Raw genomic sequence first — 22623 nt, forward strand, 5'->3', positions numbered from 1 at the left:
TTACTATCCGGAGGATTTTCATGCGTTTTATATCTCATTTTTCCATGGCCGTCGCATTGGCCACGGTTGGTGCGCTCGCCCTGACGGCCGTGCCGCAGCAGGCCGAGGCAGCAAAGAAGAAGTCGAAAGGCCCGAAAAACAGCAAGGAATTCACCGCCGTGATCATTCCTGTGCAAAAAGCCATGGAAGGTGACGATCCGGCATCAGCCAAGCCTCTGATGGAAAATGTTCTGACCCAGCCATGGACCGGATTTGACCAGTTTGTCGCCGGACAATTTGCTGTTAACCTCGGCGTGAAGCTGAAAGACCAGGGTCTGCAGGAAAAAGGCCTCGGTGCCATGGTCGCCAGCGGATTTGCGCCTGCCGAACAACTGCCTGCCTTCAATTTCTATCTCGGCAATTTCGCCTTTGGCGACGAACGCTGGAGCGAAGCCCAGCATTATTTCCAGGCAGCCTATGATCTTGGCTATCGCGGTAACAATTTCGAACCGTTGCTGGCTGAAACCTACTTCAAGCAGAATATGCCAACCGAAGGTCTCGCCAAATGGGATCAGCTGATCAAGGATGCCAATGCGTCCCAGACCAAGGCACCGGAATCATGGTATCGCTTGGCACGCGATCGCGCTCTGGCGACCGGTGACATGGGTGCCTATGCGACCTGGGCGGCGAAATGGGCTGCCGCATATCCGTCGGGCGATTCCTGGGCCGATGCAGTATCGGCAACCCGGCGCACTACGCAGGCAGACAGCACACAGAATCTGGAACTGTTGCGGTTCATGAAAGCCGCGGGCGCGCTGAAATCTTCCAATGACTATAAGGAATATGCCGAGGAAGCGCAGCGCAAGAACCTTTTCGGTGAAGTGGTCGCGGTTCTGGAAGAGGGGCAGCAGAATGGAACCGTCGGTGCTTCCCATCCGCTGATCGCCGAAGTCCTGGCTCCGGCGCGGCGCGAAGTGTCCGCCGACAAGGCCTCGCTTCCGGCGCAGCCTTCTGGCGTCCGGGGATCGGGCAGCAGCTCGGTGATGATGAATTTCGCCGATGTATGGCTCGGCTACAAGGATTTTGACAAGGCCGTCGCCTTTTACGAAGCGGGACTTGCCAAGCCGGGTGCGGACATGAACCGCGGTTATATGGGTATCGGTACGGCGCACGCCTATGCCGGCAACTATTCCGCAGCCAAGCAGGCGTTCAGCAAGGTGTCGGGAACCCGCGCCCCGCTAGCCGGGATGTGGCAGACATGGATTGGCCAGCAGACAGCAGCAGCCGCGCCTGCACCTGCGGCAGCCGCAGAACCGGCAAGCTAGTCGCTTTCCAACCGAATATTTGAAAAAGGGCGCTATTGGCGCCCTTTTTTATTCTTGAATAGGAACGCCAGGCAGATGTTTGGCGGATCGGATCGTTAGCGATGTCTTTACGCTGGCAACATTGGGCGCCGACGTCAGCTGGCTGGTCAGGAAACTCTGGAACTGCTGCAGATCCTTGGCGACCACCTTCAATATGAAATCAATCTCGCCATTGAGCATATAGCATTCGCGGACTTCCGGGAGCTGCTGTACATGTTCTTCAAAGGCCTGCAGATCCGATTCCGCCTGGCTTTTCAGGCTTACCATCGCGAATACTGTGATCGTGTACCCCATTTTGGCAGGGTCAATCGCGGCATGATAGGAATTGATAATCCCTTCGTCTTCCAGCGCACGCATGCGGCGGAGGCAGGGAGGCGCGGTCAGGCCTACACTATTTGCGAGTTCCACATTGGTAATCCGTCCATCATCCTGCAACCGTTGCAGGATTTTCAGATCAATGTCGTCGAGGTTTGTGTCAGCCATAGGGGAGTAATATCCGTTCGCGAATCATTTGATGGTTATAATATAATAAGTTGCCCAAGCAACGTTTTCTCCCATGTCCCACATTGTGACGCGAAATTTTCATCCCTTCCCGATGCAGCCCGAAAGGGTTATCACCCAGTTAACAATTGGATACACCACCTATTTTCTGGATCTGACATTGCGCTTCGATGACCGCCTGACCACCGTGCTCAAGGGGAGCCTGCCGGAAGGCTCCGGTGCCGCAACGCAATGGCGGCAGGTGGTCGATCTTCTCGCACAAAAACCGGCCGGGCTGGCGAATCAGGACGTCCAGGCGGGCCTGACCCGTCTCCGCGATCTGCACGAACGGGTTTCCGAACAGGATCGCCTGACCGCCGTACAGGCGCTGAACGGCCGGTTGCGTTCCGCGCCGTTGCTGGTCTATTTGACCGCCGATAGCGATGCGGTTTGTGACGCGGCCATGGCGGCGGCGGATCTGACACCGGAAATCTGCGCTGACGCCTTTCCCAGGCTTTCGCCGCGCGCCCAGCAGCAATTGCGCGAGCAAGGGTTCGACATGGCTGAGAGCCAGCCGCCGGCTCCTGTTCTGCCAACCGTTACCGAAGCGCTGCTATCCGTTGATGGGCCGGAGGACGAGGTCGCAGCGGATTGCGCCGCAGACCCGGCCGATGACCCTGCCGGACAACTGGCAGAATCGCAGATCAGCGCACTGGTCGAGAAAATTGCCGACTATCAGAAGAACCGCCCGGCCGAACCGCCGCGCGCTTCGGTCAGCGAAGACAGCAGCAGGAACGGCTTTGCCGAATCGCTCGAGACGATCCGTTTCGAAACCGATGAGTCGGGCACGATCAACTGGACCGAAGGGCCGCCAAAGGGCGCGATCGTCGGCGTCACCATCGCCCAGCCGGCCTTCGACGAAGGGCCGGGACCCGACGCTTATGGTGCCGCGGCATTTCGCCAGCGCATGCCAATGGAAAATGCCCGGATGCGGCTGTGCGGCGGAACCGTCGTCACCGGTGACTGGCGGATGAGCGCGATACCCTGTTTCAGCGAGGAGACGGGCCGGTTTGAAGGATATCGCGGCATCATGCGGCGACCCAATATAGCCGAGGACGCAGGCCAGAGCGGCATCGAAGTCGAGCGCCGCGAGCAGTTGCAGCAACTCATTCATGAATTGCGCACGCCGCTGAATGCGGTGATCGGATTCAGCGAAATTATCGAGCAGCAACTGTTCGGCCCGGCCTCCTATGAATATCGTTCTCTGGCACGCAATATCATGGATGAAGCACGGCGACTGCTGGCCGGTTTTGAAGATCTGGATATTGCGGTCAAGGTCGACTCCGGCCAGTTGCGGGAATCCAGCGGCACCACCAGAGCGGACTGGCTGTTCGAGCGGATGGCGCAGCGCCTGCAGGGGCTGACACAGAGCAAATCGGTCGAACTCAATATCAGCAAGGCCGAGCCGGTCCGGCCCTTCGCGCTCGACGGCGAGTCGGTGGAGCGGATTTTTGCCCGCTTGTTGTCGGCGGCAATCATTTCCTGCGAGAACGGGGAAACGTTGAAGGGCGAATTGCGGACCCGGATCGGCGTGCAGCCGACCAACCGGTTCACCCTGTCGCGGCCGTCGCGGATCAAGGATGTTGCAGAAAGCAAGCTGCTCGACCCGTCGCAGGGAATCGACGGCGAGGCAGGCGAATCCTCGCTGCTGGGGCTGGGATTCTCGCTGCGGCTGGTCCGGAATCTCGCGCAGTCGGCGGGCGGATCGCTCACCATTAATGCGGATAACATTGCCTTGACCCTACCGGCAGCGACGACTAGCAAAATCAAGATCCGCGAAACTGAGTCAGAATAGCCTGTCAGCTTCTGGCTTTAGTTCCGCGAGATTAGGGGCAATGGGGGGACGGCAGACATTTCGGTACAGGGGCATCATCCGATAAAAATCCGGAGGCCGGACAGTCCTGTCGTCTGGCCGGAAAACTTCGGAAGACGCTTTCTGGTCTCGGTGGATACCGAGGAGGAATTTGACTGGGACGCCCCGTTCCGGCGCGAAGGCCATACAACGCTTTCGGTATCCGAATTGCAGGCCTTTCAGCAATTTGCCGAGACGCTCGGCTTCAAACCGGTCTATTTTATCGATTTTGCGATCGTCCAGAATGATGAAGCCGCGGCGTTCCTGAGGATTGTAGCGGAGCGGAAAACCGCCGATATCGGGGTTCATCTGCATCCCTGGATCAATCCTCCTTTTGACGAACAGCTAAACGTCCACAACAGTTTTGCCGGCAATCTGCCGAAAGAACTGGAAGAACAGAAGCTTGTCATTCTGCGCAATGCGATCCGCGACCGGATCGGCATCACCCCGACGATTTTCCGCGCCGGCCGCTATGGCATCGGGCCGCACACGATCGACTTGCTGGTCAAGCACGGCTTTGTCATGGACAGCAGCATAAGATCGCGATTCGACTATAGCGGGGAAGGCGGCCCGGACTTTCTCTCGGCTGGTCCGGAACCGTTCTGGTGGGGGAGCGAAAACAGGCTTCTCGAAGTACCGCTGACGACGGTCTATTCGGGCCTGTTGCGCAAACAGGCTAGTCTAGTCGCCGGGATGATGGAAAGGCACCCGCTGGTCAATGCCCTTTGCTCCCGCAGCAAGATGCTGGAACGTATTCCGTTGACCCCGGAAGGATTTCCGCCCGCGAGACGAAGGAAGCCATCGACGTCGCTCTGGACGATGATTTGCGCTTGCTTGTGTTCTCCTTCCACTCACCCTCGCTGTCGCCGGGCCATACGCCCTATGTGCAGACGCAGCAGGAACTGGACGGCTTTTATGACTGGTGGCGGGAGGTCATCGCGCACCTCGAAACAAGGAACGTCAAACCGATCGAAATCGACGAATTGATCAGTTCTGCACGGGGCTTCTGATATTTGATTGCCGCCAATCGCACGAATTGCGACGATCAGTCTTGCCAAATCATCCCGGCTTCCGCTATCGCACCCTCCCATTGAGCATTGCCTGAAAAAGCGGCTCATACGGGCCTGTAGCTCAGTTGGTTAGAGCTGGCCGCTCATAACGGCTAGGTCGGGGGTTCGAGTCCCTCCGGGCCCACCATATTCTTTCCAGAGCCGAGATTTGCCGCGCTTGCGGGCGGTGGCAAAAAAGAAGCGTAAAAACCCTTTGCTTTTCCCAAAAGCACCGCCTAGGGGAAGCGCGCGTCGGGGAGTGGCGCAGCCTGGTAGCGCACCTGTTTTGGGTACAGGGGGTCGCAGGTTCAAATCCTGTCTCCCCGACCATTTTTCCCTCTGTATCTTGCGCTTTCTGTGCGGACCGGTCGCGGCTCCGCCGCCGGCTAGCTGCCGTTCGATACTATTTTCCGCCAGAGCCTGAAACCCTTGTAGATCAGAATCAGGCACAGGATCAGCATCAGCGAGGCGATGACCAGTGCGGCAACCGGATTGGCGAAGGCGAGGAACAGCAGCCCGCCGGTCGCGATATCCTCGCCGGTTGAGACCACAGCGTTGCTGACCGGCTCCGGACTGGTGTTGACGAGGGCGCGGGCGCCTGACTTGGCGCCATGGCTCACCAGCGCCGCGCCGCCGCCCAGAAGGAACACCACCACCTGCCAGACCGGATCGCCGGCATCGACAACCGCCAGGGCCAGCAGCGCCCCGCCCAAGGGCCGGATCGCGGTGTGAATCGTATCCCAGGCCGAATCGAGCCAGAGAATCTTGTCGGCAAAAAATTCGGCCACCGCACCAAATGCGCTGATCGCCAGAACCCACGGGTTGGCCAACGCATCGAGAATCTGCAGATTTTCCGGCAGGCTGATCCATTGCAGACGCATCGCGAGGCCGGTGACAAATATCGTGAGATACAGCCGCCAGCCCGATAACAGGCTGACGCTACCGGCCAATCCCAACAGCTCGACGATACCCATTTCCCGATTCTGCCACGCCGGCTGGAATTTGGCAAATGTCTTTGTCCCGGACCGCTATTCATCAAAAGACTTGGCAAAGCAGTTGCTTGCTGTTCATATGAAACGATGAATGATCCAGCGACCAGCAACGATAGGCCAGCAACCGACGCCATTACCGGCAAACCCATGCCCAAGCCCATTCCCGCTTCCACGCTGGTGATCTTCCGCGATCAGCCGGGTCAGAATGCGCCCGACCTGCTGATGGTCGAGCGTTCGGCGAAGATGGTCTTCGCTGCGGGCGCCGCGGTGTTCCCCGGTGGCCGGATCGATGACGCGGATTTTGAATTTGCCCGGAAGCTGGGCCATGACGATGTCGACGAATATGGCGCGCGCATCGCCGCGATCCGCGAAACGATCGAGGAAACGGGTATTGCGGTCGCGGTGGAGGGCGATCTTGATGCCAGGCGTATCCTGGACGCCCGCGCCGCGTTGCACGAAGGCACCGTTCTGGCCGATATCTGCAACCAGTTCGACTGGCAGCTGGAGCTGGAAAAACTGATTCCTTTCACACGCTGGTGTCCGCCCTTTGCGGAAAAGCGGGTGTTTGACACGCGATTCTACATGATCTCGCACGACGACCACGGGGCGCTGGCGACGGTCGATGAAACGGAAAATTACAATCTGTTCTGGGGCAATGCGCAATCGGTGCTCGATCGCGCCGAAGCCGGCGAGGTGAAGATCATCTTCCCGACCAAGCGCAATCTCGAGCGGCTGGCGCAATTCGGGTCGTTTGACGAGGCCGTGGCCCATGTGAAGGACCATCCGTCGGTGATGGTCTCGCCCAATATTGAAAAACGGGGCGAAGAAGTCCATCTGTGTATCCCGGAAGGCATCGGCTATCCGATTACTTCGGAGCCTATGGACGCCGTCCAGCGCGGTTTCAAAAAATAGGAAAATGGTGCGCCCGGCAGGACTCGAACCTGCTGCCTCAAGATTAGAAGTCTCGCGCTCTATCCAGATGAGCTACGGGCGCGCCATGGCATGGGCTTTAGCCATCTTTTGACCGGCTGCAAACCGTGATGTGCATCGACCGCCATAAATGTTGAATTGTCGCAGGCGCGGGCTAAGGTCGGGCAATGACCGATAATTCCATAGTCCGCACATCCGCTTCCAGCCAGACCGGTCACCGGTTCCGCTATTATGATTTCGTGATGGCGGCTTTTGTGACGGTGTTGCTGCTCTCCAATATTATCGGCGCGGCGAAACTGACCTATCTGCAGATATCCTGGTGGCCGGACGGATGGTGGCCGGCTGCCGACGGTCTTTTCATCTATGGCGCCGGCATACTTTTCTTTCCTATCGGCTATGTCATCGGCGATGTGCTGACCGAGATTTACGGCTTTGCGAGAGCCAGGCGGGTGATCTGGACCGGCTTTGCCGCATTGCTGTTTCTTGCGCTGATGAGCTGGGTGGTGGTCAGGCTGCCACCGTTTGACGGATGGCTCTGCCCTCCCGCCAGCGACGCATTGCGGTTCGCCGATCCCGCCCTGCCGGATAACAAGGGCGCGATCTGCCAGCAGAATTACGAAGCCGTGTTCGGCAGCGCCTGGCGGATCGTTATCGCCTCGATCACGGCCTTCTGGGCCGGGGAATTTGTGAACAGCTATGTGATGGCGCGGATGAAGGTCTGGACGCAGGGCAAGGCCTTGTGGAGCCGGACCATCGGTTCAACGGTGGTGGGGCAGGGGGTCGACAGCCTGATCTTCTATCCGCTGGCCTTTCTCGGCGTCTGGGAAACCTCGGCGGTGATCACCGTCATGGTTACCAATTGGCTGCTGAAAGTGCTGTGGGAAGCGGTGCTGACGCCGCTGACCTATCTGGTGGTCGGCTGGCTCAAGCGACGCGAGGGTGTCGATATCTATGATGAAGATACCGACTTCACCCCGTTTAGCACATCAGCCTGATCTAGCGCAGCAGGCCGTTCTTTTCGGCGCGCAGCGAAAATAGGGCAAAACCCGCGGCACAGGCCAGAATCAATATTGGCATGGTCCATCCCTGACCGGCGACAAATTCGCTATAGCCATCGAGAATGAAGTAGCTGCTGAACTGCACAAGGACGGCGAGCAGGGAGAGCAGGAACAGGCGCACCGCGATCCGTTTCCTCAGCAGCAAAGCGAGGGCCGCGGCGAATCCCGAAAATACGGCAATCGCAAAAGCAGCGGTGACCCAGAAAGGCTGCATTGACATCAGATCCTGTTCCACCTGGGGCAGGGCGGCAAACTGTTCCGCGCTCATCATGATCTGCTGAAAATAGGCGAGCAGGCCGATTGCGTTCCACAACACAGCCGCGACCGCGACGGCCCAGAACCAGACTGGCGTTTTCTGTATATTATCCATGAGCACCCTCCATCCTCTCCATTTGTCCGGACGAACTTGTGCCGGAAGTCGCGCCTTTTCAAGCAAAGCTTGGTTTTGAGTGGATCTATCAATCAGTAGAGACAGATAAATCAATTAAACCTGTTAAATATTTGGTGCTAGGCGGCCAGCGTTCAACCAAATGGAGCCAATGATGATCGGTAGAAATATCCCTGAAGTAACCCTGAAAACCCGCGTCCGCGACGAATCGCTCGGTGGTGAGAATCCCTTCCGCTGGGAAGATGTGAATACCAAGGAACTGTTCGCCGGCAAGCGCATAGCCGTTTTCTCCTTGCCGGGTGCATTCACCCCCACCTGCTCGAACGAGCAGTGCCCGGCCTATGAGCGCCTCTATGAAGAATTCCAGGCGCGCGGTGTTGACGAAGTCTATTGCATCTCCGTGAATGACGCCTTTGTGATGTTCCAGTGGGGCAAGTCTCTCGGTCTGAAAAAAATCAAGTTGCTGCCCGACGGATCGGGCGACTTTACCCGTCGCATGGGCATGCTGATCAAGAAAAACCATCTTGGTTTCGGCGACCGTAGCTGGCGCTACTCTATGATTGCCGACGATGGCGTTGTCAGCGCATGGTTCGAAGAGCCGGGTATCAATGATGATGGTGTCGACAATGATCCCTATGTCGAATCGACCCCTGAAAAGCTGCTGGAATGGCTGGACAACAACAAGGTCTAAGCCTTTATGCCCGATGGCAGGGAACCGCGAGCAAGAAATTGCTCGCGGTTTCTTATTGTGCGATAGGGGGGCGCATGAAGCGCCTGAACAAACCTATCATCATGACGGCGCAGATGGGCAAGGCAGATTTCGCCTGGGCCAACGTCCTGCGCCAGCGCTATTTTCCGCCTGAACGCAATGTGGTCGACGCGCATATCACCCTGTTCCACCATCTGCCGCCCCAGGCGCTGGAGGAAGTAAAGGCCGCCATTGCCGGGCTCGCTGGCACTCTGCCCAAACCGGAAGCGCATTTATCCGGCTTGATCCATCTCGGAAACGGCGTGGCATACAGGCTGCATGCACCGGAGCTTCTGGCGCTCCGGATGGAGCTCGCCGATCGCTTCGCCGGCCTGCTGATCGCGCAGGACCAGCAAACACCCCGGCTGCATATCACCGTCCAGAACAAGGTCAGCGCCCGGGAGGCCGGTCACCTGTTCGACATATTGTCGGCCGGATTCGAACCGCGTTCCTTTGACATTCACGGGATCGGGCTGCATTATTATCTCGACGGTCCATGGCAGACCATCCGGACATGGCCGTTCAGAGGCTAGTAGACGCCAACTTCCTTGATCGGAATCTCCGTATTCGCCAGCTCGTTCTTGTCGAGGTTCAGTCCCTCGACCACCGCTTTGCGGCCCTGCACATAATCCTTGGTCGCGTTGACGCAATCCAGTGCGACGACCTTGCCGTCGCGATAATAGATTACCGAAAAGCTGCGCGAATCGGGATCGCCGCGGACGACATAGCTGTCGTGGCCGGTCGAAAGGCCGACGGTCTGCAATTTCAGATCATATTGGTTCGACCAGAACCACGGCACGGCGTCATATTCGGTTTCCTCGCCAAGAATATCGAGGGCCGCCACTTTGGCCTGGTCATTGGCGTTCTGGACCGATTCAAGCCGGATCATCGCGCCGTCGGCAAAGGCATTGCTGTGTGCTGCACAATCGCCGATCGCATAGACATCTTCCAGACTGGTGCGGCAATGCTGGTCGACGTCCACGCCATTGCCGGTTGCGGCGCCAGCGGCCACGAGCGGGCCGGTTTCGGGGATGATACCGATGCCGACGACGAACATATCGGCGTCGAGCTTGCGACCGTCGGTGAGGGTGACCGCGGTTGCGATGCCATCCTCGCCGGTCTCAAAACCGGAAACCGTGGCGCCCAGTTCTATGGTCACACCCTGTCGACGATGCTCGGCCTCGAAAAAACGGGACAGCGCTTCACCTGCCACGCGAGACAGCACCCGGTCGAGCGATTCGACAACGGTGATCTGCTTGCCCAATTTGGTCAGCACAGCGGCCGCTTCCAGTCCGATATAGCCGCCGCCGATAACCACGACTTTCTTGACGCCGGGCAGGGCGGCCATGATCTTGTCGACATCGGCGCGTGAACGCACGGCGTGAATGTTACGCGCCTGGCTGCCCGGACAATCGAGCATCCGCGGAGAGCCGCCAGTGGCCCAGATCAGCTTGCCGAAGCCGATCTCGTCATCGGAGGCCAGGGTTACTTTCTTGCCAACCGGATCGAGTTTCGACACCCGCCGGCCGGTGAGCAAATCAATATCGCGCTCCACCCAGAAGCTTTCCGGGCGCAGCAAAATCCGTTCGAACGGCTTGTCTCCGGCAAGATATTCCTTGGACAGCGGTGGCCGCTCATAGGGCGGGTATTTCTCGTTGCCGACCAGACCGATCGATCCTTCAAATTTTTTCTGGCGCAAAGCGATGGCTGCTTGCGCGCCCGCATGGCCCGCGCCAACAATCAATATGTCATAAAATGCGTTCATATCTGCCCCTTGGTACCACATATCGGCTTGGAAAAGCGCTGTTAGCGCGGATCGTATTGGCCGTGCAAGTTTTAGCGTATTTCTTACTTCCGCTTGTTGACCAGACCGAAGGCTATGACTATAGCGCCGCCGTCCAGAGAGAGTTTTGCCGGAATATTGTGAACCGGCTTAACCTGTTGGCGGAGTAGCTCAGGTGGTTAGAGCAGTGGAATCATAATCCATGTGTCGGGGGTTCGAGTCCCTCCTCCGCTACCAACAAAGACGCATGATCTATCACGGTCACCCAATCAGCAAACATGCTATTGTGCGGCAGAAGCCCGCGCCGTTGATTGGCCGGGACATAGCGCGCTTAGAGTCTTTCTATTGCCTTTCTCAGTGTCATTGTGGCTGCCCGTAAAACGGGCGTGGTTGCGGAAAATTTAACGCAATTGGATTTGGCCGGACATTTCGTTTAGGGCATGGGGTCCCGGTTCGTCTCGGGGGGATGAAACAGGAGGAATATTTGGGCAAGGTTCAAGCAGCACTTTCGGTGATGACCGTCGGAGTCACGGGGGCATTCGCAACCGGAGCATTGGGCCTGTCCCCTGATCCGGTTGCAGCCGAGGTTGCTATTGCCATGAACAGCAGTACCGCCTGTCTGGGGTGCAATGTTGAAACCGGAGACGGGCAAAAGCAGCGGGCTATGTCGTCGGTCCGGGCGGCCGGTCTCTCTGTCGCCATCCATGGCAGCCGGCAGTTTGCGGTCGATTCTCCGGATTCGCAGGCGCAGCCCGGAGGCGACGGTACCCCGGACGATCCGCAGGCGCCAGCCCTGGACGACAAGGCCTATGTGCCCCCCGCGCAGGTGGAACCACCATTGCCGGAACTGCCACCGGTCCCGCAATTGTTGCAGCGGGATTATCCGGACTGCCGCGAAGATCATCTGCATCTGGCGGATCCGCACGACAAGGCGAAGAATATCAATGCATGCACGACGGCGCTGGACAATTATTACAGCGGCGTGCTGACCGAATATCGCGAGCGGATGAACCAGTATCAGGATGAGCTTTCCCGGATATATAACGAGAAAGTGGCGGGGCGGATGGAATATTCCGCCGCCAGCCGGGATCGTTTCTACCAGGAAATAATGCAGGAACATGCAAATTCCGACCCCGATGGTGCCAATATGGCGATCTACCGGGCGGCCGAACAGCTGTATCAGGCGGACCGCAATTATCTGAGCGACCGCTATTGCTACAACACCGGCTGCGGCGGTTATCCGGTGCCGGAAAATTACGGCTATACCTATGTGGCAGAGAGCCTTGCCAAGACCGACAAGCCGAAGAAGAAGGCGAGGGAAAAATCTGCGGACAATAAAAGCTGCAAGAAATCCAGAGGGCGCGGCGGTCTGCTTGGCGGCATTTTCGGTAGCGTGGTCGGCTCCGTGGCCGGACTCGACGATGTCGGAACGCTGATTGCCGGTGCGGTCGGCGCGGTGCTTGTTGGCGAGATTGCCTGCAAATTGAGTCAGGATGAACAGGAAAAGGCGGCGGAAGCCACTTTCGCTGTGGTTGAACAGGAGGAAGTGGGAGCGGTAGCCAAGTGGGAGAGCCCGACCCGGGGCGGGGTCTCCGGATCGTCCACGGTGACAGCCCTCAATACCGAGCCAAACGGTCGCAAATGCCTGACGATCACCGATGTTGCGATTATCGATGGCGAAGAGACACGCATATCCAAACAGATGTGCCGCGCCGCCGGGGAATCCAAATATGCAATTACGGCCTGACCACCGGCTGATCTAGTATTGGAGATATCCGGCCCGTCGATGCTGGCGGAACCCGCCCGTCATTGGGATATTCAGCCGGCTCGCGCGCTGTCAATGGACGCTATCACCGGCGATAATTATTCTTCGCCGCTTTTGCCGGTGATAGGCCTTGCCTACCGGCGTCCGGCATCCCTATTTGCAAATAACAGAATCATCATCGTCAGGAACGGAAAATGGCCGAAACGCATAAAACGAAAATGCTCATTCTGGGTTCGGGACCCGCCGGATTGTCAGCCGCCATCTATGGCGCGCGTGCCGGACTGGAGCCGATTGTGGTTCAGGGGCTGCAGCCGGGCGGCCAGCTCACCATCACCACGGATGTAGAAAATTATCCCGGGTTTCGCGATGTGATCCAGGGGCCATGGCTGATGGACGAGATGCAGGCGCAGGCTGAAAAAGTCGGCACCCGGTTCATCTTCGACACAATCGTCGATGTCGATTTCTCCCGGCGACCTTTCCGGATGACGGGCGATGGCGGCGACGTTTACGAGGGTGATACCCTGGTGATCGCGACCGGCGCTCAAGCCAAATGGCTGGGCCTTCCCGGGGAAGAGGAATTGTCGGGCAAGGGCGTTTCGGCCTGTGCAACCTGCGACGGCTTTTTCTATCGCGGCAAGAAGGTGGCGGTCATTGGCGGCGGCAACACCGCGGTGGAGGAAGCCCTCTATATGACCAACCATAGCGACGATGTGACGCTGATCCACCGCCGCGACAGTCTGCGGGCAGAAAAGATCCTGCAGGAACGGCTGTTTGCCAATCCCAAGATTTCCGTGCTGTGGAACACCAATGTCGAACGTTTTGTCGGCGGTGGTGAGCCGGTCGGGCTGGTCGGCCTTGATCTGGTTGACACGCAGACCGGCGCGAAAAGCCATCTCGCACTGGATGGTGCATTTGTCGCGATCGGCCACGCGCCGGCAACAGAGATTTTCAAGGGCCATCTCGACCTGATCGATGGCGGCTATATCGAGGTTGAGCCAGGCACGCCCAAGACCAAAATCCCGGGTCTGTTTGCCTGCGGCGACGTCATGGACCATGTCTATCGTCAGGCGGTGACTGCCGCCGGTACCGGCTGTATGGCCGCGCTCGATGCCGAGCGTTTTCTGGCGGAACAGGAATTCGAGCAGATCGCAGCCGAATAGTCAGGCGGCGCGCAACGCTTCCAGCAATTTCTCTGTGAGCCATTCGCTGGCCGTTTCATCGGCAAAGCTGTGGGAAGCGCTGTCGAGCGTTTCGACCCGGATTGTGGCTGTGTCTCGTGCCTGTGCAAAATCGGAGCTGTTCCAGGCAGAGAGAAAAGCACGGGCCGTGGTGTCGCGCTTTGCCAGCAAGATATGCGCATCCTTGTCCATGCCGCAAAGAGCATCACGTACCCGCAAGGACAGCCGGCTGTTCTGCTCCGTCTGCGAGGCGCGCCTAAGACCTTTTAGCAACTTCGCGAAATCGATTTTCCCGGAAAGCAGATCGATGATGGTGCGCGGGTTTTTGATCCGGTCCCAGTAACGGGACCGGATGGCCGCCGCCGACATGGTCGGTTCTTCGCCTGCTGTCTCCTCGTCCATCTCGATCACCCAGGGATTGGCCAGTATATAGCCATCGATACCGGCTGCAGGACCAAATAGGGCCAGTGCCGTCGCCGCATCGCAATTGCCGAAGGCGATGACCGACTGCAGCTGTGGCAGTTCCTGTCGCAGAAACGCGACGGCTGCCTTGATATCTGCGGCGCTGTCCAGAAACGTTTTATTCTCGCCACTGCTTTCACCAATGCCCCGCCGGTCATAGCGGAGCACGGGAAATCCCTGTTGCGAGAGTAGCTGCGCCAGTCGGGCCATCCCATTATGGGCGCCCGACCGGATTTCATTGCCGCCGCTGACGATGAGCAGGGCGGTGGGACCGGAGCCGGAATCCAGTGTCGCCGCGAGCGTGTCGCCTTCACAGCTTATCTGGTGGAAACCGCGCGTCATTGTCCCACCCACGCTGCGATATCCTTCGCAATGGCGCAAGACATGGCCGGATCATCACCGGGTTCGGCGCGCAGCCAAAGGGCGGAACCGTCGATCTGGACGTCGGCCGGTTTGTTATCTGAAGCAAGGCGGGCGATTCGCTGATGTTTCGGTGTCGGAGGTTTAGCGTCATTCAATTGCGAGAACAGCGCCGGCCCGATGATGTTGCCGGCAAGTTCGATCGGCTCCGCTTTGGCCTGTTCGGCCAGCCCGGAGAGGCTTGTATTCAGGCCGGTTTCCCGGTCGGCAGCGATCCTCGTGCGCATCATGGTGCGCAGTATGGCCGCGCCTTTTACCGGGCTCAGCATCCAGTGCCCGGCATCTGGCATTGCCGCAACCGTCAGCACACCTGCACGGAACGAGGCAATATGGGATATCCGGTGCTGCTGCGCGCAGGCCTGAACGGCGTGCTGCCAGTCGGTCAGCGTGACCTGCGCCAGCGGAACCGGGCTTTCGTTGCAGCCCGGAAGGTCGGGCAAAAAGCTACTTATATCAACGGTTTGCAGCGCACGCATGACATCGACCAGCATCTTGCGCATGCGGTTCATCTCGTCAAACAGCGGCGGGACCAGCATGACGTTGCGGCCGGACGGGGCATCGAGTGCCAGACATAATTCTTTGCGATCCGCAAATTCGTAGGAGACGAATGCGGGAAGAGGGGTCACTCGGTGACTTTCATCTCGGCGAAGGCGACCAGATTGCCAAAAGTCTCGAACAGTTCGCCATCGACCTCGTCATCGTCGATCATGATGTCCAGACGGTCTTCCAGTTCTGTCAGCAATCCGGCAACGGCCATGCTGTCGAGCTCGGGAAGGGCACCGAAAAGCTCGGTTTCCGCGGTAAATTCGGCAACCTGCTCCTCGCTCAGTCCCAAAATATCCTGCATCACTGCACGCACGGCAGCTTCCGGCGTAATTTCGACCTTGTCTTGCATCAATTCCCCCGAATCTCGGATAACGGCGCTTCCCTAAAGCGGTCAGCGCTTTCCGGCAAGGCCCGAGGCATAGTGCCTCAAAATTGCTAGCCAGGACATCGGATTGTTGGGCCAGTAAAATTCCAGCCGATAGCGGTCCCGGACATCTTCCATCCATTCGCGCTTGTAGCCGTCGTTGCCGGTGCCGAAGTCGATCAGATCGACATGGTCAATATCGATCGCATGCTGGAACATGGCGACCGAGAGCAAGGTTCCCGGTGAAGTCTTGGTTGCATCCTCAATATGCGCCAGCTTGTGGATCAGCGCCTCGCCATTTTCCACGGTCCAGAACTGGGCGGCAACCGGTTCTCCGTCGATATAGGCGAGACCGAGGCGCATGCAGCCGGCCGCCGCTTCGTGTCGGGCCAGGTTTCGCAGGAAATCCGGATTGCCTTCCTCGGGTTTCCAGCTGCGTTCGTAGACGGAGACATAATCGTCCCAGTCCTCGTCGGAAAATTCTGTCTCGATACGGACCGACACCAGATTTTTCTTCGCCTTGCGCCTTACCGTGTTGCGGAGCTGCCCGGGACGGCTCGCCCAATATTGGTCGAACGTACGGCCCTTGACGTTCAAAATATGATTGTCGTCAGCCTTTGACCGGAAAACAATCCAGCCGGCCTGCCGGAAGGCGCGTTCGGTCAGGCTGGCAGCAGAATCCTCGTCAGGAACTGGCGTTATTTCAATACGATGCGAGCTAGATTTCAGCTGCTTTGCCAATTTGGCGAGCAGAGCCAATTTGGTTACTTCGTCATAGTCACCGAGATAAATCGGGCGGAAGGTGAAATTATACCAGTTGGCGAGGGCGGCATGGCGTCGAAATCCGGTTTTCATCAGGAACATCCATGCTTCCGCATCGCCTTCCTGGCTATGGACGATCAGCGGGGACTTGTCTGGCAGGCACAGTTCGTGAAGCGGTTTCAGCCATTCGATCCGGTCGAACAGCGACTTCTGGACCGATCGCCCCAGTTTTTCTCCGGCAATGGCTTGCACGGACTGGAAATTGCTATGATATTCACTGGTCATGGCTAAGGTCGTATCTGTCACAAATCTGCTCTTTTTCCCATAGGTCAAAAATTGAACATCACATCCGAAAACGCCGCATTTCCGCTTGACCATCTGACGATAGGCAAGGATCCGGATGGCTGCGCGCTGGTGACGCGTTCAGGGTCTCTTAGCTACAAGATGTTAAATCATCGTATCGGCTTGCTGGCGGCATGGCTGCACGAACAGGACCTGATCAAGGGGGACAGGGTCGCAACCTGGCTGGCGAAGACCGAACTGGCCTGTCTGATGCCGCTCGCGGCGGCGAGGGCAGGGCTGGTGCATGTTCCGGTTAATCCGCTGCTCAAGCAGGCGCAGGTTTCGCACATCGTCGCAGATAGCGGAGCCAAGCTGCTGATCAGCAACGCAGGACGTCTCAAAGGCCTGGAAGGCCTTGACGAGACACATTGTCGTCTGTTCGAGGACAAAATCGTCGAGAGCGCGCTGGAATCCATCGCTGAACCCATGGAGCCAAGTGCCGAATCTACCGATACCGGTGATCTGGCCGCGATCCTTTACACCAGCGGTTCGACAGGGCGGCCGAAGGGAGTGATGCTCAGCCACGCCAATCTGACGCTGGGCGCGGTCAGTGTCGCCGAATATCTGGATCTGGCCGCCGATGACCGCACGATTTGCGTTTTGCCGCTCAGCTTTGACTATGGCCAGAATCAGTTGCTCTCGACCTGGTGGGCAGGCGGTTGCGCGGTACCGCTGGACTATCTGACGCCGCGTGACGTCATGAAGGCTTGCGTTCGCGAACAGATTACGACGCTCGCCGCCGTCCCGCCGCTATGGGTGCAATTGGTGGAACAGCAATGGCCCGAAGAAGCGGTGGCCTCGATGCGCCGGCTCACCAACAGCGGTGGCGCGCTGACCCCGACGCTGGTCAAGCAGCTGCGGGGCATATTCGGTTCCGCGACCGATATTTACGCGATGTACGGCCTGACCGAGGCGTTCCGTTCGACCTATCTTGATCCCGCCCTTATCGATGACAATCCGACCAGCATGGGGACCGCGATTCCTTTTGCCGAGATCCTGGTGGTTGACGCGGCCGGTGATGTCGCCGGTCCGGACCAGGCCGGTGAACTGGTCCATTGCGGACCGCTTGTGGCGCAGGGCTATTGGAATGATCCGGACCGGACGGCGCAGCGGTTCAAAAAGGCGCCCGCGGCTTCGCGATTTGGCGGAACGGCCGTATTTTCAGGTGATACGGTAAAGCGCGGCGACGACGGGCTACTATATTTTGTCGGCCGGGATGACGCGATGATCAAAAGCTCCGGCAACCGGATCAGTCCGACGGAAATCGAGGAGATCGCGGTCGAATCGGGAATCGTGGCCGAAGCCGTCGCTCTGGGCGTTGCCGACGACCGGCTGGGTCATGCAATCCGGCTTTTCGCCCGGCCGGTTGAACATGCCGGGGATAATTCAGCTGACGCCGAGCAGCTGGCAAAATATCTGAAACAGAATTTACCGAATTTTATGCACCCCCGGGATATTATCCTGCTTTCTGAATTTCCCAAGAACCCTAACGGAAAGCTGGACCGCAACGCGCTGGCCAACATGGATATCGAATGATCAAAACGAAAGCGACAGGTCCGATCCCGACCGGATTTCAGGCCATTGACGGCGAGCTTGCCCTTGGCGGCCAGAAAGCCAGCGCACTGGTTGCAGAACATGGCTCGCCACTGTTCATCTATGCGAAAAGCAGACTCGACGATCGAATGGCCGAACTGCGCGCAGCAATGCCGGATAGTCTTGATCTGCATTATGCGATGAAGGCCAATCCCTATGCGCCGCTGCTTCGCCATATGATCGGTCTGGCCGACGGAATCGATATTGCATCCGGCGGCGAATTGCGGATGGCGCTGGCTGCCGGAGCGGCTCCCGACCATGTCAGCTTTGCCGGACCAGGCAAGCAGGACGAGGAACTGGAGCAGGCGATCCAGGCTGGAGTAACGATCAATATTGAATCGGCCGGCGAATGCGATCGGGCGCTGAAAATCGGCAAGGCTTTTGCAAAACAGCCGCGGTTGGCGATCCGGGTCAATCCGGATTTCGACCTGAAGGGGTCGGGTATGAAAATGGGCGGTGGTGCCAAGCCGTTCGGGATGGATATCGAGCTGGTGGCACCAACCGTGAGGCAAATCGTGGAAGCCGGTGCCGACTGGCGCGGCTTTCATATTTTTGCCGGTTCGCAAGCGCTTAGCGCGGATGCGATAATAGAGACACAGGCGCAAACGGTGGCGCTGGCGGCCCGTCTGGCGACCGAAATCGGTCAGTCACCGGCCCATATCAATCTCGGCGGCGGTTTCGGCATTCCCTATTTTCCGGGGGATGATCCGCTGGATATCATCAAGGTGGGTGATGCCCTGTCGGACCAGCTCGCGCGGCTGCCGGACATTCTATCATCGACGCAGTTCGCGATTGAACTGGGCCGCTATCTGGTCGGCGAGGCGGGCGTCTATCTGACGCGGATTGTCGATCGCAAGCAAAGCCAGGGGCAGACCTTTCTGGTCACCGATGGCGGTCTGCATCACCAGCTTGCTGCCAGCGGCAATTTCGGGACCGTGGTAAGGCGCAACTATCCGGCTGCGATTGCCAGCAGGTTTGAAGAGGAGCCGGTGGAGACGGTTTCGATCGTCGGCTGTCTGTGCACGCCGCTCGACCGGTTGAGCGACAATGCTGCAATGCCAAGGGCGGGCGTCGGTGACATCGTCGCGATATTCTGCGCAGGCGCCTACGGAGCATCTGCAAGCCCAGCCAATTTTCTGGGTCAGGGACCTGCGGCGGAGCTTTTGCTCGACTAGTTTTTCCGGAAATTGGGCTGCTGTCGGAGTGCGGCATTCGTTAATCGGAAATTCAGCTAATCCTAACGCTATATTCACTATTTTCCAGCATAGCCATCTCGTGACTTTGCGTGATTTGTCCGTTTTCTGCTGAAAACCGGCCATTCGCCAGTTGGTTTATACGAGGTGGTAAAAATGCGTTCTGCGATAAAAAACAATCATTTAGCAAAGCTGATGGTCGGGGCCGGCATGGCGTCACTGGCCGTTGCCGGCTGTTCCGGCAATTCCGGCGGACCGCAACTGCCGCCGGCTTCCTTTGTTTCGATGCAGGAAGGCCCGGGCGAGGAATATGTTATCGGGCCGCTCGACGAACTGACCATCTTCGTCTGGCGCAATCCCGAACTGGGTGCGAAGGTTCAGGTTCGTCCCGATGGCCGGATCACCACACCGCTGATCACCGACATGCCCGCTGTCGGCAAGACGCCCGCCATGCTGGCGCAAGACCTGACGTTGCAATTGTCGCAATATATCAATGAACCGCTGGTTTCCGTCATCGTCAATAATTTCTCCGGCACGTTTTCCCAGCAGATCCGCGTGGTCGGTGCGACGGAAAAGCCGGCTTCGATCCCCTATCGTGCCAATATGACCCTGCTCGATGCGATGATCGCGGTGGGGGGCATGTCGGAATTTGCATCCGGCAACCGGGCCCGGCTGATCCGTTTCGACCGGGGTACCGGCAAGCAGCAGGAATTTGCTCTGCGCATAGACGATCTGATGAAGAAGGGCGAAACCCGCGCCAATGTCATGCTGCGTCCCGGGGACGTGATCATCATCCCCGAAAGTATGTTCTGATTTGTTTTTGGCTTCCCATCACAGGAATTGAATAGACCCATGAACGGCCTTTATGATGAATTTAAAATAGCGCTGTACAGCGTCTGGAACCGGCGCTGGCTGGCACTGGCTGTTGCCTGGGGTCTCTGTCTGCTGGGATGGCTTGTCGTTGCGCTCATTCCCAACAGCTATGAATCGCAGGCGCGCATTTCCGTCGAAATGCAGTCGATTCTATCCGACAAGGTCGGGGTGGACGAGCGCGAGCGCAAGAAAAACATGGAACGGGTTCAGGAAACGCTGGCCTCCACTATCAATCTCGAAAAGGTCGTTCGCGGAACCGCATTGAACCAGTCGGTGGCGACAGACCGTGAACTGGCCAGCAAGGTCGAGATGCTGCGCGAGAATATCGAGATCAAGTCGGAAAAGGACAATCTCTTCGAGATTACCGCGAAATCGTCTGCCAGCAATTTTTCCGATGCCGAAAATGCCGTGCTGGCCCGCGACATCGTCCAGAAGATGATCGATATTTTTGTCGAGGAGAATCTGTCGGGCGATCGTGATGAAACCAGCCAGACGATCAAGTTTCTCGACGCGCAGCTCGCGCAGAGAGAAAAGGAGCTTCAGGAAGTCGAGCAGAAGCGGGTTCAGTTCGAGACCGAAAACCTGGGCTTGTTGCCCGGTGTCGGCTCGATAAGCCAGAGGATGGAAGCGGCCCGGGCCGAACTCGCGCAGATCGAATCCCAGATCAGCCAGGCATCCGGATCGCTGGCGGCGCTGAACGGGCAGCTTGCCGGTACGCCGCCGTTGATCGCGACGCCGGGCGTTGGCGGCGGCGGAGCCCGCGGCCAGCTTGCGCAGCTGGAAGCCAATCTTGCCGGTGCCCGCGCACGCGGTTGGACCGACAGCCATCCCGACATCATTTCGATGAAAAAGGAAATCGCGGCGCTGCGTGTTCAGGCCGGCAAAGAGTCGGCTGGGGGCGGTGGCTATCGGACACCCAATCCCGCCTATAGTTCTTTGCAGAGCATGCGGGCGGAACGCCAGGCCAGCCTGGCCGCATTGCAGGCACGCAAAAATGCGCTGCAGTCGGATATGACCCAGCTGGCATCGAAACAGACGCTCGAACCGGGTGTGGCTGCGGAAATGTCGCGGATCAATCGCGACCACGAGGTCCTGAAGGAGCAATATGACAAGCTGCTCGCCGACCGGGAGCAGATCAAGTTGCGCGGCCAAGTAGAATCCGAAACCGATTCACTGAAATTCCGCGTCATTGATCCGCCGTCCAGCCCGCGTTCGCCCGCTGCGCCAAACCGGCCGTTGCTTCTGGCGATGGTGCTGATCGCAGGAATTGGCGGTGGTGTCGGCACGGCTTTCGCCATGGGCCATGTGCAGACCAGCTATCCAACCGCAGCGCGGCTGGAAAAGGCCAGCGGCTTGCCGGTGATCGGCTCTGTAAGCCAGATCGTAACCAGTGCGCAGCGTGAAATTCAGAAGAAAAAGCTGCGCCTCTTTTTCGGTACAAGCGGCGCGCTTTTTGGCGTGTTCGGAATGCTGATGGTCGTTGAATTTATCCAGCGCGGCATGGTGGCCTGAGAGAACAGAAATGAACAAATATAGTCCTCCCAAGAAATCCGGTTCGTTGCTCGAAAGAGCAGGCGAAATCTATGACTACATCCCGGCTGTCCGCACCGGGGAGCAGCGGGAGAACCCGTTGCAACGTTCGGATATCGACTCATCGGCGCGGCGAGTGACGCCGGTCCGGCACGGACCGGTCGAGGCCTATGATGGCCCGACCGTGATCGTTGATCGGGAGAAGCTGAAAGACGCTGGTTTCATAGTGCCCGACGGTCCGGTGACCGGGATTTCGGAAGAGTTCCGCATCATCAAGCGCCAATTGCTGCTCGCCGCAAAAGGCAGCCAGAAAATGGCGCCGATACCGCGGGGTGAACGGATATTGATCTGCTCGGCCCATCCGGATGAAGGCAAGACATTCTGCGCTTTGAATCTGGCACTTTCGATCGCCGCGGAGAAGGATAATGAAGTCCTGCTGGTCGACGCGGATTTCGCCAAGCCGAGTATTCTGTCCAGTCTTGGGCTGGAGGGTAGCAAGGGCCTGATGGATGCGCTTGCCGACCCGCAACTGCCGGTGGAAAATTGTATCATCCATACAGATATTCCCGGACTGGCGATCTTGCCGGCTGGCGATCAGACCAACGCCGATACCGAATATCTGGCCTCGTCACGAACCGAGCAGGTGCTCAACCGCCTGACCCAGAACAATCCCAACCGCATCGTGATCTTTGATTCACCACCAGCCCTGTCGGCTTCGCCAGCCTCGGTTCTGGCAATGCATGTCGGCCAGGTGCTGATGGTGGTCAAAGCCGATGAAACAACCGAGACCGCGCTGCGCGATGCGCTGAGTTTGCTGGGTGGCTGCGATCATATCCAGTTGCTGCTGAACGGCACGAAATTCTCGCCAACAGGCCGGCGGTTCGGATCCTATTATGGATATGGAGAGTAACC

General features: G+C 58.2%; 22 protein-coding genes and 4 tRNA genes. 17 read left to right on the forward strand and 9 right to left on the reverse strand.

Features of this window, described 5'->3' with window-relative positions; genetic code table 11:
- Positions 1-20: 20 nt before the first annotated feature.
- Positions 21-1304: a hypothetical protein gene (locus BOSE62_RS03530; RefSeq protein WP_159642135.1), complete on the forward strand. Its 1284-nt coding sequence runs from the start codon at positions 21-23 to the stop codon at positions 1302-1304.
- A 48-nt stretch (positions 1305-1352) separates the two neighbouring features.
- Here the strand turns inward: BOSE62_RS03530 and BOSE62_RS03535 are convergent, their stop codons facing one another.
- Complete coding sequence (locus tag BOSE62_RS03535; protein WP_159642137.1) at positions 1353-1826, reverse strand: Lrp/AsnC family transcriptional regulator; 474 nt, start codon at positions 1824-1826, stop codon at positions 1353-1355.
- A 73-nt stretch (positions 1827-1899) separates the two neighbouring features.
- Here BOSE62_RS03535 and BOSE62_RS03540 point away from each other — a divergent pair, with 73 nt between their 5' ends.
- From BOSE62_RS03540 to BOSE62_RS03555, 4 genes are all read left to right on the forward strand, one after another.
- A complete protein-coding gene (locus tag BOSE62_RS03540) occupies positions 1900-3678 on the forward strand; it encodes a sensor histidine kinase (RefSeq protein WP_159642139.1) in 1779 nt (592 codons plus the stop codon).
- A 150-nt stretch (positions 3679-3828) separates the two neighbouring features.
- Complete coding sequence (locus tag BOSE62_RS03545; protein WP_159642141.1) at positions 3829-4722, forward strand: WalW protein; 894 nt, start codon at positions 3829-3831, stop codon at positions 4720-4722.
- Between the two features lie 133 nt (positions 4723-4855).
- A tRNA-Ile gene (locus BOSE62_RS03550) sits at positions 4856-4932 on the forward strand.
- 105 nt (positions 4933-5037) lie between these two features.
- A tRNA-Pro gene (locus BOSE62_RS03555) sits at positions 5038-5114 on the forward strand.
- A gap of 56 nt (positions 5115-5170) precedes the next feature.
- Here BOSE62_RS03555 and BOSE62_RS03560 read toward each other — a convergent pair.
- Positions 5171-5758, reverse strand: a complete 588-nt coding sequence (locus tag BOSE62_RS03560; RefSeq protein ID WP_159642143.1) for a DUF4126 domain-containing protein — start codon at positions 5756-5758, stop codon at positions 5171-5173.
- A 105-nt stretch (positions 5759-5863) separates the two neighbouring features.
- On the opposite strand from BOSE62_RS03560, the gene BOSE62_RS03565 reads away from it, so the two are divergent.
- Positions 5864-6688 carry an NUDIX hydrolase gene (locus tag BOSE62_RS03565; RefSeq protein WP_236553811.1) on the forward strand — a complete coding sequence of 275 codons (825 nt, stop codon included), beginning with the start codon at positions 5864-5866 and terminating at the stop codon, positions 6686-6688.
- A 5-nt stretch (positions 6689-6693) separates the two neighbouring features.
- Here BOSE62_RS03565 and BOSE62_RS03570 read toward each other — a convergent pair.
- Positions 6694-6770: transfer RNA gene (locus BOSE62_RS03570), tRNA-Arg, on the reverse strand.
- Positions 6771-6873: 103 nt separating this feature from the next.
- Here BOSE62_RS03570 and BOSE62_RS03575 point away from each other — a divergent pair.
- Complete coding sequence (locus BOSE62_RS03575) at positions 6874-7701, forward strand: queuosine precursor transporter (RefSeq protein ID WP_159642145.1); 828 nt, start codon at positions 6874-6876, stop codon at positions 7699-7701.
- 1 nt (position 7702) lies between these two features.
- On the opposite strand, the gene BOSE62_RS03580 is transcribed toward BOSE62_RS03575, so the two are convergent.
- Positions 7703-8134: a hypothetical protein gene (locus tag BOSE62_RS03580; protein ID WP_159642147.1), complete on the reverse strand. Its 432-nt coding sequence runs from the start codon at positions 8132-8134 to the stop codon at positions 7703-7705.
- Positions 8135-8306: 172 nt separating this feature from the next.
- Between BOSE62_RS03580 and BOSE62_RS03585 the strand changes: the two genes are divergently transcribed.
- Complete coding sequence (locus BOSE62_RS03585; RefSeq protein ID WP_159647874.1) at positions 8307-8843, forward strand: peroxiredoxin; 537 nt, start codon at positions 8307-8309, stop codon at positions 8841-8843.
- 74 nt (positions 8844-8917) lie between these two features.
- Positions 8918-9433 carry a 2'-5' RNA ligase family protein gene (locus BOSE62_RS03590; RefSeq protein ID WP_236553813.1) on the forward strand — a complete coding sequence of 172 codons (516 nt, stop codon included), beginning with the start codon at positions 8918-8920 and terminating at the stop codon, positions 9431-9433.
- Here the strand turns inward: BOSE62_RS03590 and BOSE62_RS03595 are convergent.
- Positions 9430-10665: an NAD(P)/FAD-dependent oxidoreductase gene (locus BOSE62_RS03595; protein WP_159642149.1), complete on the reverse strand. Its 1236-nt coding sequence runs from the start codon at positions 10663-10665 to the stop codon at positions 9430-9432. The two genes, BOSE62_RS03590 and BOSE62_RS03595, sit on opposite strands and share 4 nt — an antisense overlap.
- Before the next feature lie 178 nt (positions 10666-10843).
- Here BOSE62_RS03595 and BOSE62_RS03600 point away from each other — a divergent pair.
- The 3 genes from BOSE62_RS03600 to trxB all read left to right on the forward strand — a co-directional run bounded on the left by BOSE62_RS03600 (position 10844) and on the right by trxB (position 13608).
- Positions 10844-10920: transfer RNA gene (locus BOSE62_RS03600), tRNA-Met, on the forward strand.
- A 247-nt stretch (positions 10921-11167) separates the two neighbouring features.
- On the forward strand, positions 11168-12430 hold the full coding sequence (locus BOSE62_RS03605; protein ID WP_159642151.1) for a hypothetical protein: 1263 nt from the start codon (positions 11168-11170) through the stop codon (positions 12428-12430).
- Between the two features lie 212 nt (positions 12431-12642).
- On the forward strand, positions 12643-13608 hold the full coding sequence (trxB, locus tag BOSE62_RS03610; RefSeq protein ID WP_159642153.1) for a thioredoxin-disulfide reductase: 966 nt from the start codon (positions 12643-12645) through the stop codon (positions 13606-13608).
- Here the strand turns inward: trxB and BOSE62_RS03615 are convergent, their stop codons facing one another.
- Genes BOSE62_RS03615 through BOSE62_RS03630 form a run of 4 tightly spaced genes read right to left on the reverse strand, consistent with a single transcriptional unit; the run spans position 13609 to position 16486 of the window.
- Positions 13609-14442 carry a hydrolase 1, exosortase A system-associated gene (locus tag BOSE62_RS03615; RefSeq protein WP_236553815.1) on the reverse strand — a complete coding sequence of 278 codons (834 nt, stop codon included), beginning with the start codon at positions 14440-14442 and terminating at the stop codon, positions 13609-13611.
- Complete coding sequence (locus BOSE62_RS03620; protein ID WP_159642157.1) at positions 14427-15134, reverse strand: hypothetical protein; 708 nt, start codon at positions 15132-15134, stop codon at positions 14427-14429. Before BOSE62_RS03620 ends, BOSE62_RS03615 begins: the two co-directional genes overlap by 16 nt.
- Positions 15131-15403 carry an acyl carrier protein gene (locus tag BOSE62_RS03625; protein ID WP_159642159.1) on the reverse strand — a complete coding sequence of 91 codons (273 nt, stop codon included), beginning with the start codon at positions 15401-15403 and terminating at the stop codon, positions 15131-15133. Before BOSE62_RS03625 ends, BOSE62_RS03620 begins: the two co-directional genes overlap by 4 nt.
- 42 nt (positions 15404-15445) lie before the next feature.
- Complete coding sequence (locus BOSE62_RS03630) at positions 15446-16486, reverse strand: GNAT family N-acetyltransferase (RefSeq protein ID WP_236553816.1); 1041 nt, start codon at positions 16484-16486, stop codon at positions 15446-15448.
- Between the two features lie 30 nt (positions 16487-16516).
- Here BOSE62_RS03630 and BOSE62_RS03635 point away from each other — a divergent pair, with 30 nt between their 5' ends.
- The 5 genes from BOSE62_RS03635 to BOSE62_RS03655 all read left to right on the forward strand — a co-directional run bounded on the left by BOSE62_RS03635 (position 16517) and on the right by BOSE62_RS03655 (position 22621).
- Positions 16517-18058: an acyl-CoA ligase (AMP-forming), exosortase A system-associated gene (locus tag BOSE62_RS03635; RefSeq protein WP_159642160.1), complete on the forward strand. Its 1542-nt coding sequence runs from the start codon at positions 16517-16519 to the stop codon at positions 18056-18058.
- Positions 18055-19290, forward strand: coding sequence for a pyridoxal-dependent decarboxylase, exosortase A system-associated (locus BOSE62_RS03640; RefSeq protein WP_159642162.1), 1236 nt, complete (start codon positions 18055-18057; stop codon positions 19288-19290). The genes BOSE62_RS03635 and BOSE62_RS03640 overlap by 4 nt, the downstream gene beginning before the upstream one ends.
- 213 nt (positions 19291-19503) lie before the next feature.
- Positions 19504-20121: an XrtA/PEP-CTERM system exopolysaccharide export protein gene (locus BOSE62_RS03645; RefSeq protein ID WP_394700057.1), complete on the forward strand. Its 618-nt coding sequence runs from the start codon at positions 19504-19506 to the stop codon at positions 20119-20121.
- Positions 20122-20160: 39 nt separating this feature from the next.
- The gene (locus BOSE62_RS03650) at positions 20161-21693 is read left to right on the forward strand and encodes an XrtA system polysaccharide chain length determinant (protein WP_159642164.1); all 1533 of its coding nucleotides are present in this window, start codon (positions 20161-20163) and stop codon (positions 21691-21693) included.
- A 10-nt stretch (positions 21694-21703) separates the two neighbouring features.
- Positions 21704-22621, forward strand: a complete 918-nt coding sequence (locus BOSE62_RS03655; RefSeq protein ID WP_159642166.1) for an AAA family ATPase — start codon at positions 21704-21706, stop codon at positions 22619-22621.
- Positions 22622-22623: the final 2 nt, after the last annotated feature.

The organism is Sphingorhabdus sp. 109 (assembly GCF_902506555.1).
GTDB lineage: Bacteria > Pseudomonadota > Alphaproteobacteria > Sphingomonadales > Sphingomonadaceae > Parasphingorhabdus.

Coding starts and splice junctions, on each gene's coding strand:
- trxB (WP_159642153.1), top strand. CDS start 12,643: ATGGCCGAAACGCATAAAACGAAAATGCTCATTCTGGGTTCGGGACCC.
- BOSE62_RS03595 (WP_159642149.1), bottom strand. CDS start 10,665: ATGAACGCATTTTATGACATATTGATTGTTGGCGCGGGCCATGCGGGC.
- BOSE62_RS03560 (WP_159642143.1), bottom strand. CDS start 5,758: ATGGGTATCGTCGAGCTGTTGGGATTGGCCGGTAGCGTCAGCCTGTTA.
- BOSE62_RS03535 (WP_159642137.1), bottom strand. CDS start 1,826: ATGGCTGACACAAACCTCGACGACATTGATCTGAAAATCCTGCAACGG.
- BOSE62_RS03655 (WP_159642166.1), top strand. CDS start 21,704: ATGAACAAATATAGTCCTCCCAAGAAATCCGGTTCGTTGCTCGAAAGA.
- BOSE62_RS03565 (WP_236553811.1), top strand. CDS start 5,864: ATGAATGATCCAGCGACCAGCAACGATAGGCCAGCAACCGACGCCATT.
- BOSE62_RS03590 (WP_236553813.1), top strand. CDS start 8,918: ATGAAGCGCCTGAACAAACCTATCATCATGACGGCGCAGATGGGCAAG.
- BOSE62_RS03585 (WP_159647874.1), top strand. CDS start 8,307: ATGATCGGTAGAAATATCCCTGAAGTAACCCTGAAAACCCGCGTCCGC.
- BOSE62_RS03640 (WP_159642162.1), top strand. CDS start 18,055: ATGATCAAAACGAAAGCGACAGGTCCGATCCCGACCGGATTTCAGGCC.
- BOSE62_RS03575 (WP_159642145.1), top strand. CDS start 6,874: ATGACCGATAATTCCATAGTCCGCACATCCGCTTCCAGCCAGACCGGT.
- BOSE62_RS03580 (WP_159642147.1), bottom strand. CDS start 8,134: ATGGATAATATACAGAAAACGCCAGTCTGGTTCTGGGCCGTCGCGGTC.
- BOSE62_RS03645 (WP_394700057.1), top strand. CDS start 19,504: ATGGTCGGGGCCGGCATGGCGTCACTGGCCGTTGCCGGCTGTTCCGGC.
- BOSE62_RS03530 (WP_159642135.1), top strand. CDS start 21: ATGCGTTTTATATCTCATTTTTCCATGGCCGTCGCATTGGCCACGGTT.
- BOSE62_RS03625 (WP_159642159.1), bottom strand. CDS start 15,403: ATGCAAGACAAGGTCGAAATTACGCCGGAAGCTGCCGTGCGTGCAGTG.
- BOSE62_RS03540 (WP_159642139.1), top strand. CDS start 1,900: ATGTCCCACATTGTGACGCGAAATTTTCATCCCTTCCCGATGCAGCCC.
- BOSE62_RS03650 (WP_159642164.1), top strand. CDS start 20,161: ATGAACGGCCTTTATGATGAATTTAAAATAGCGCTGTACAGCGTCTGG.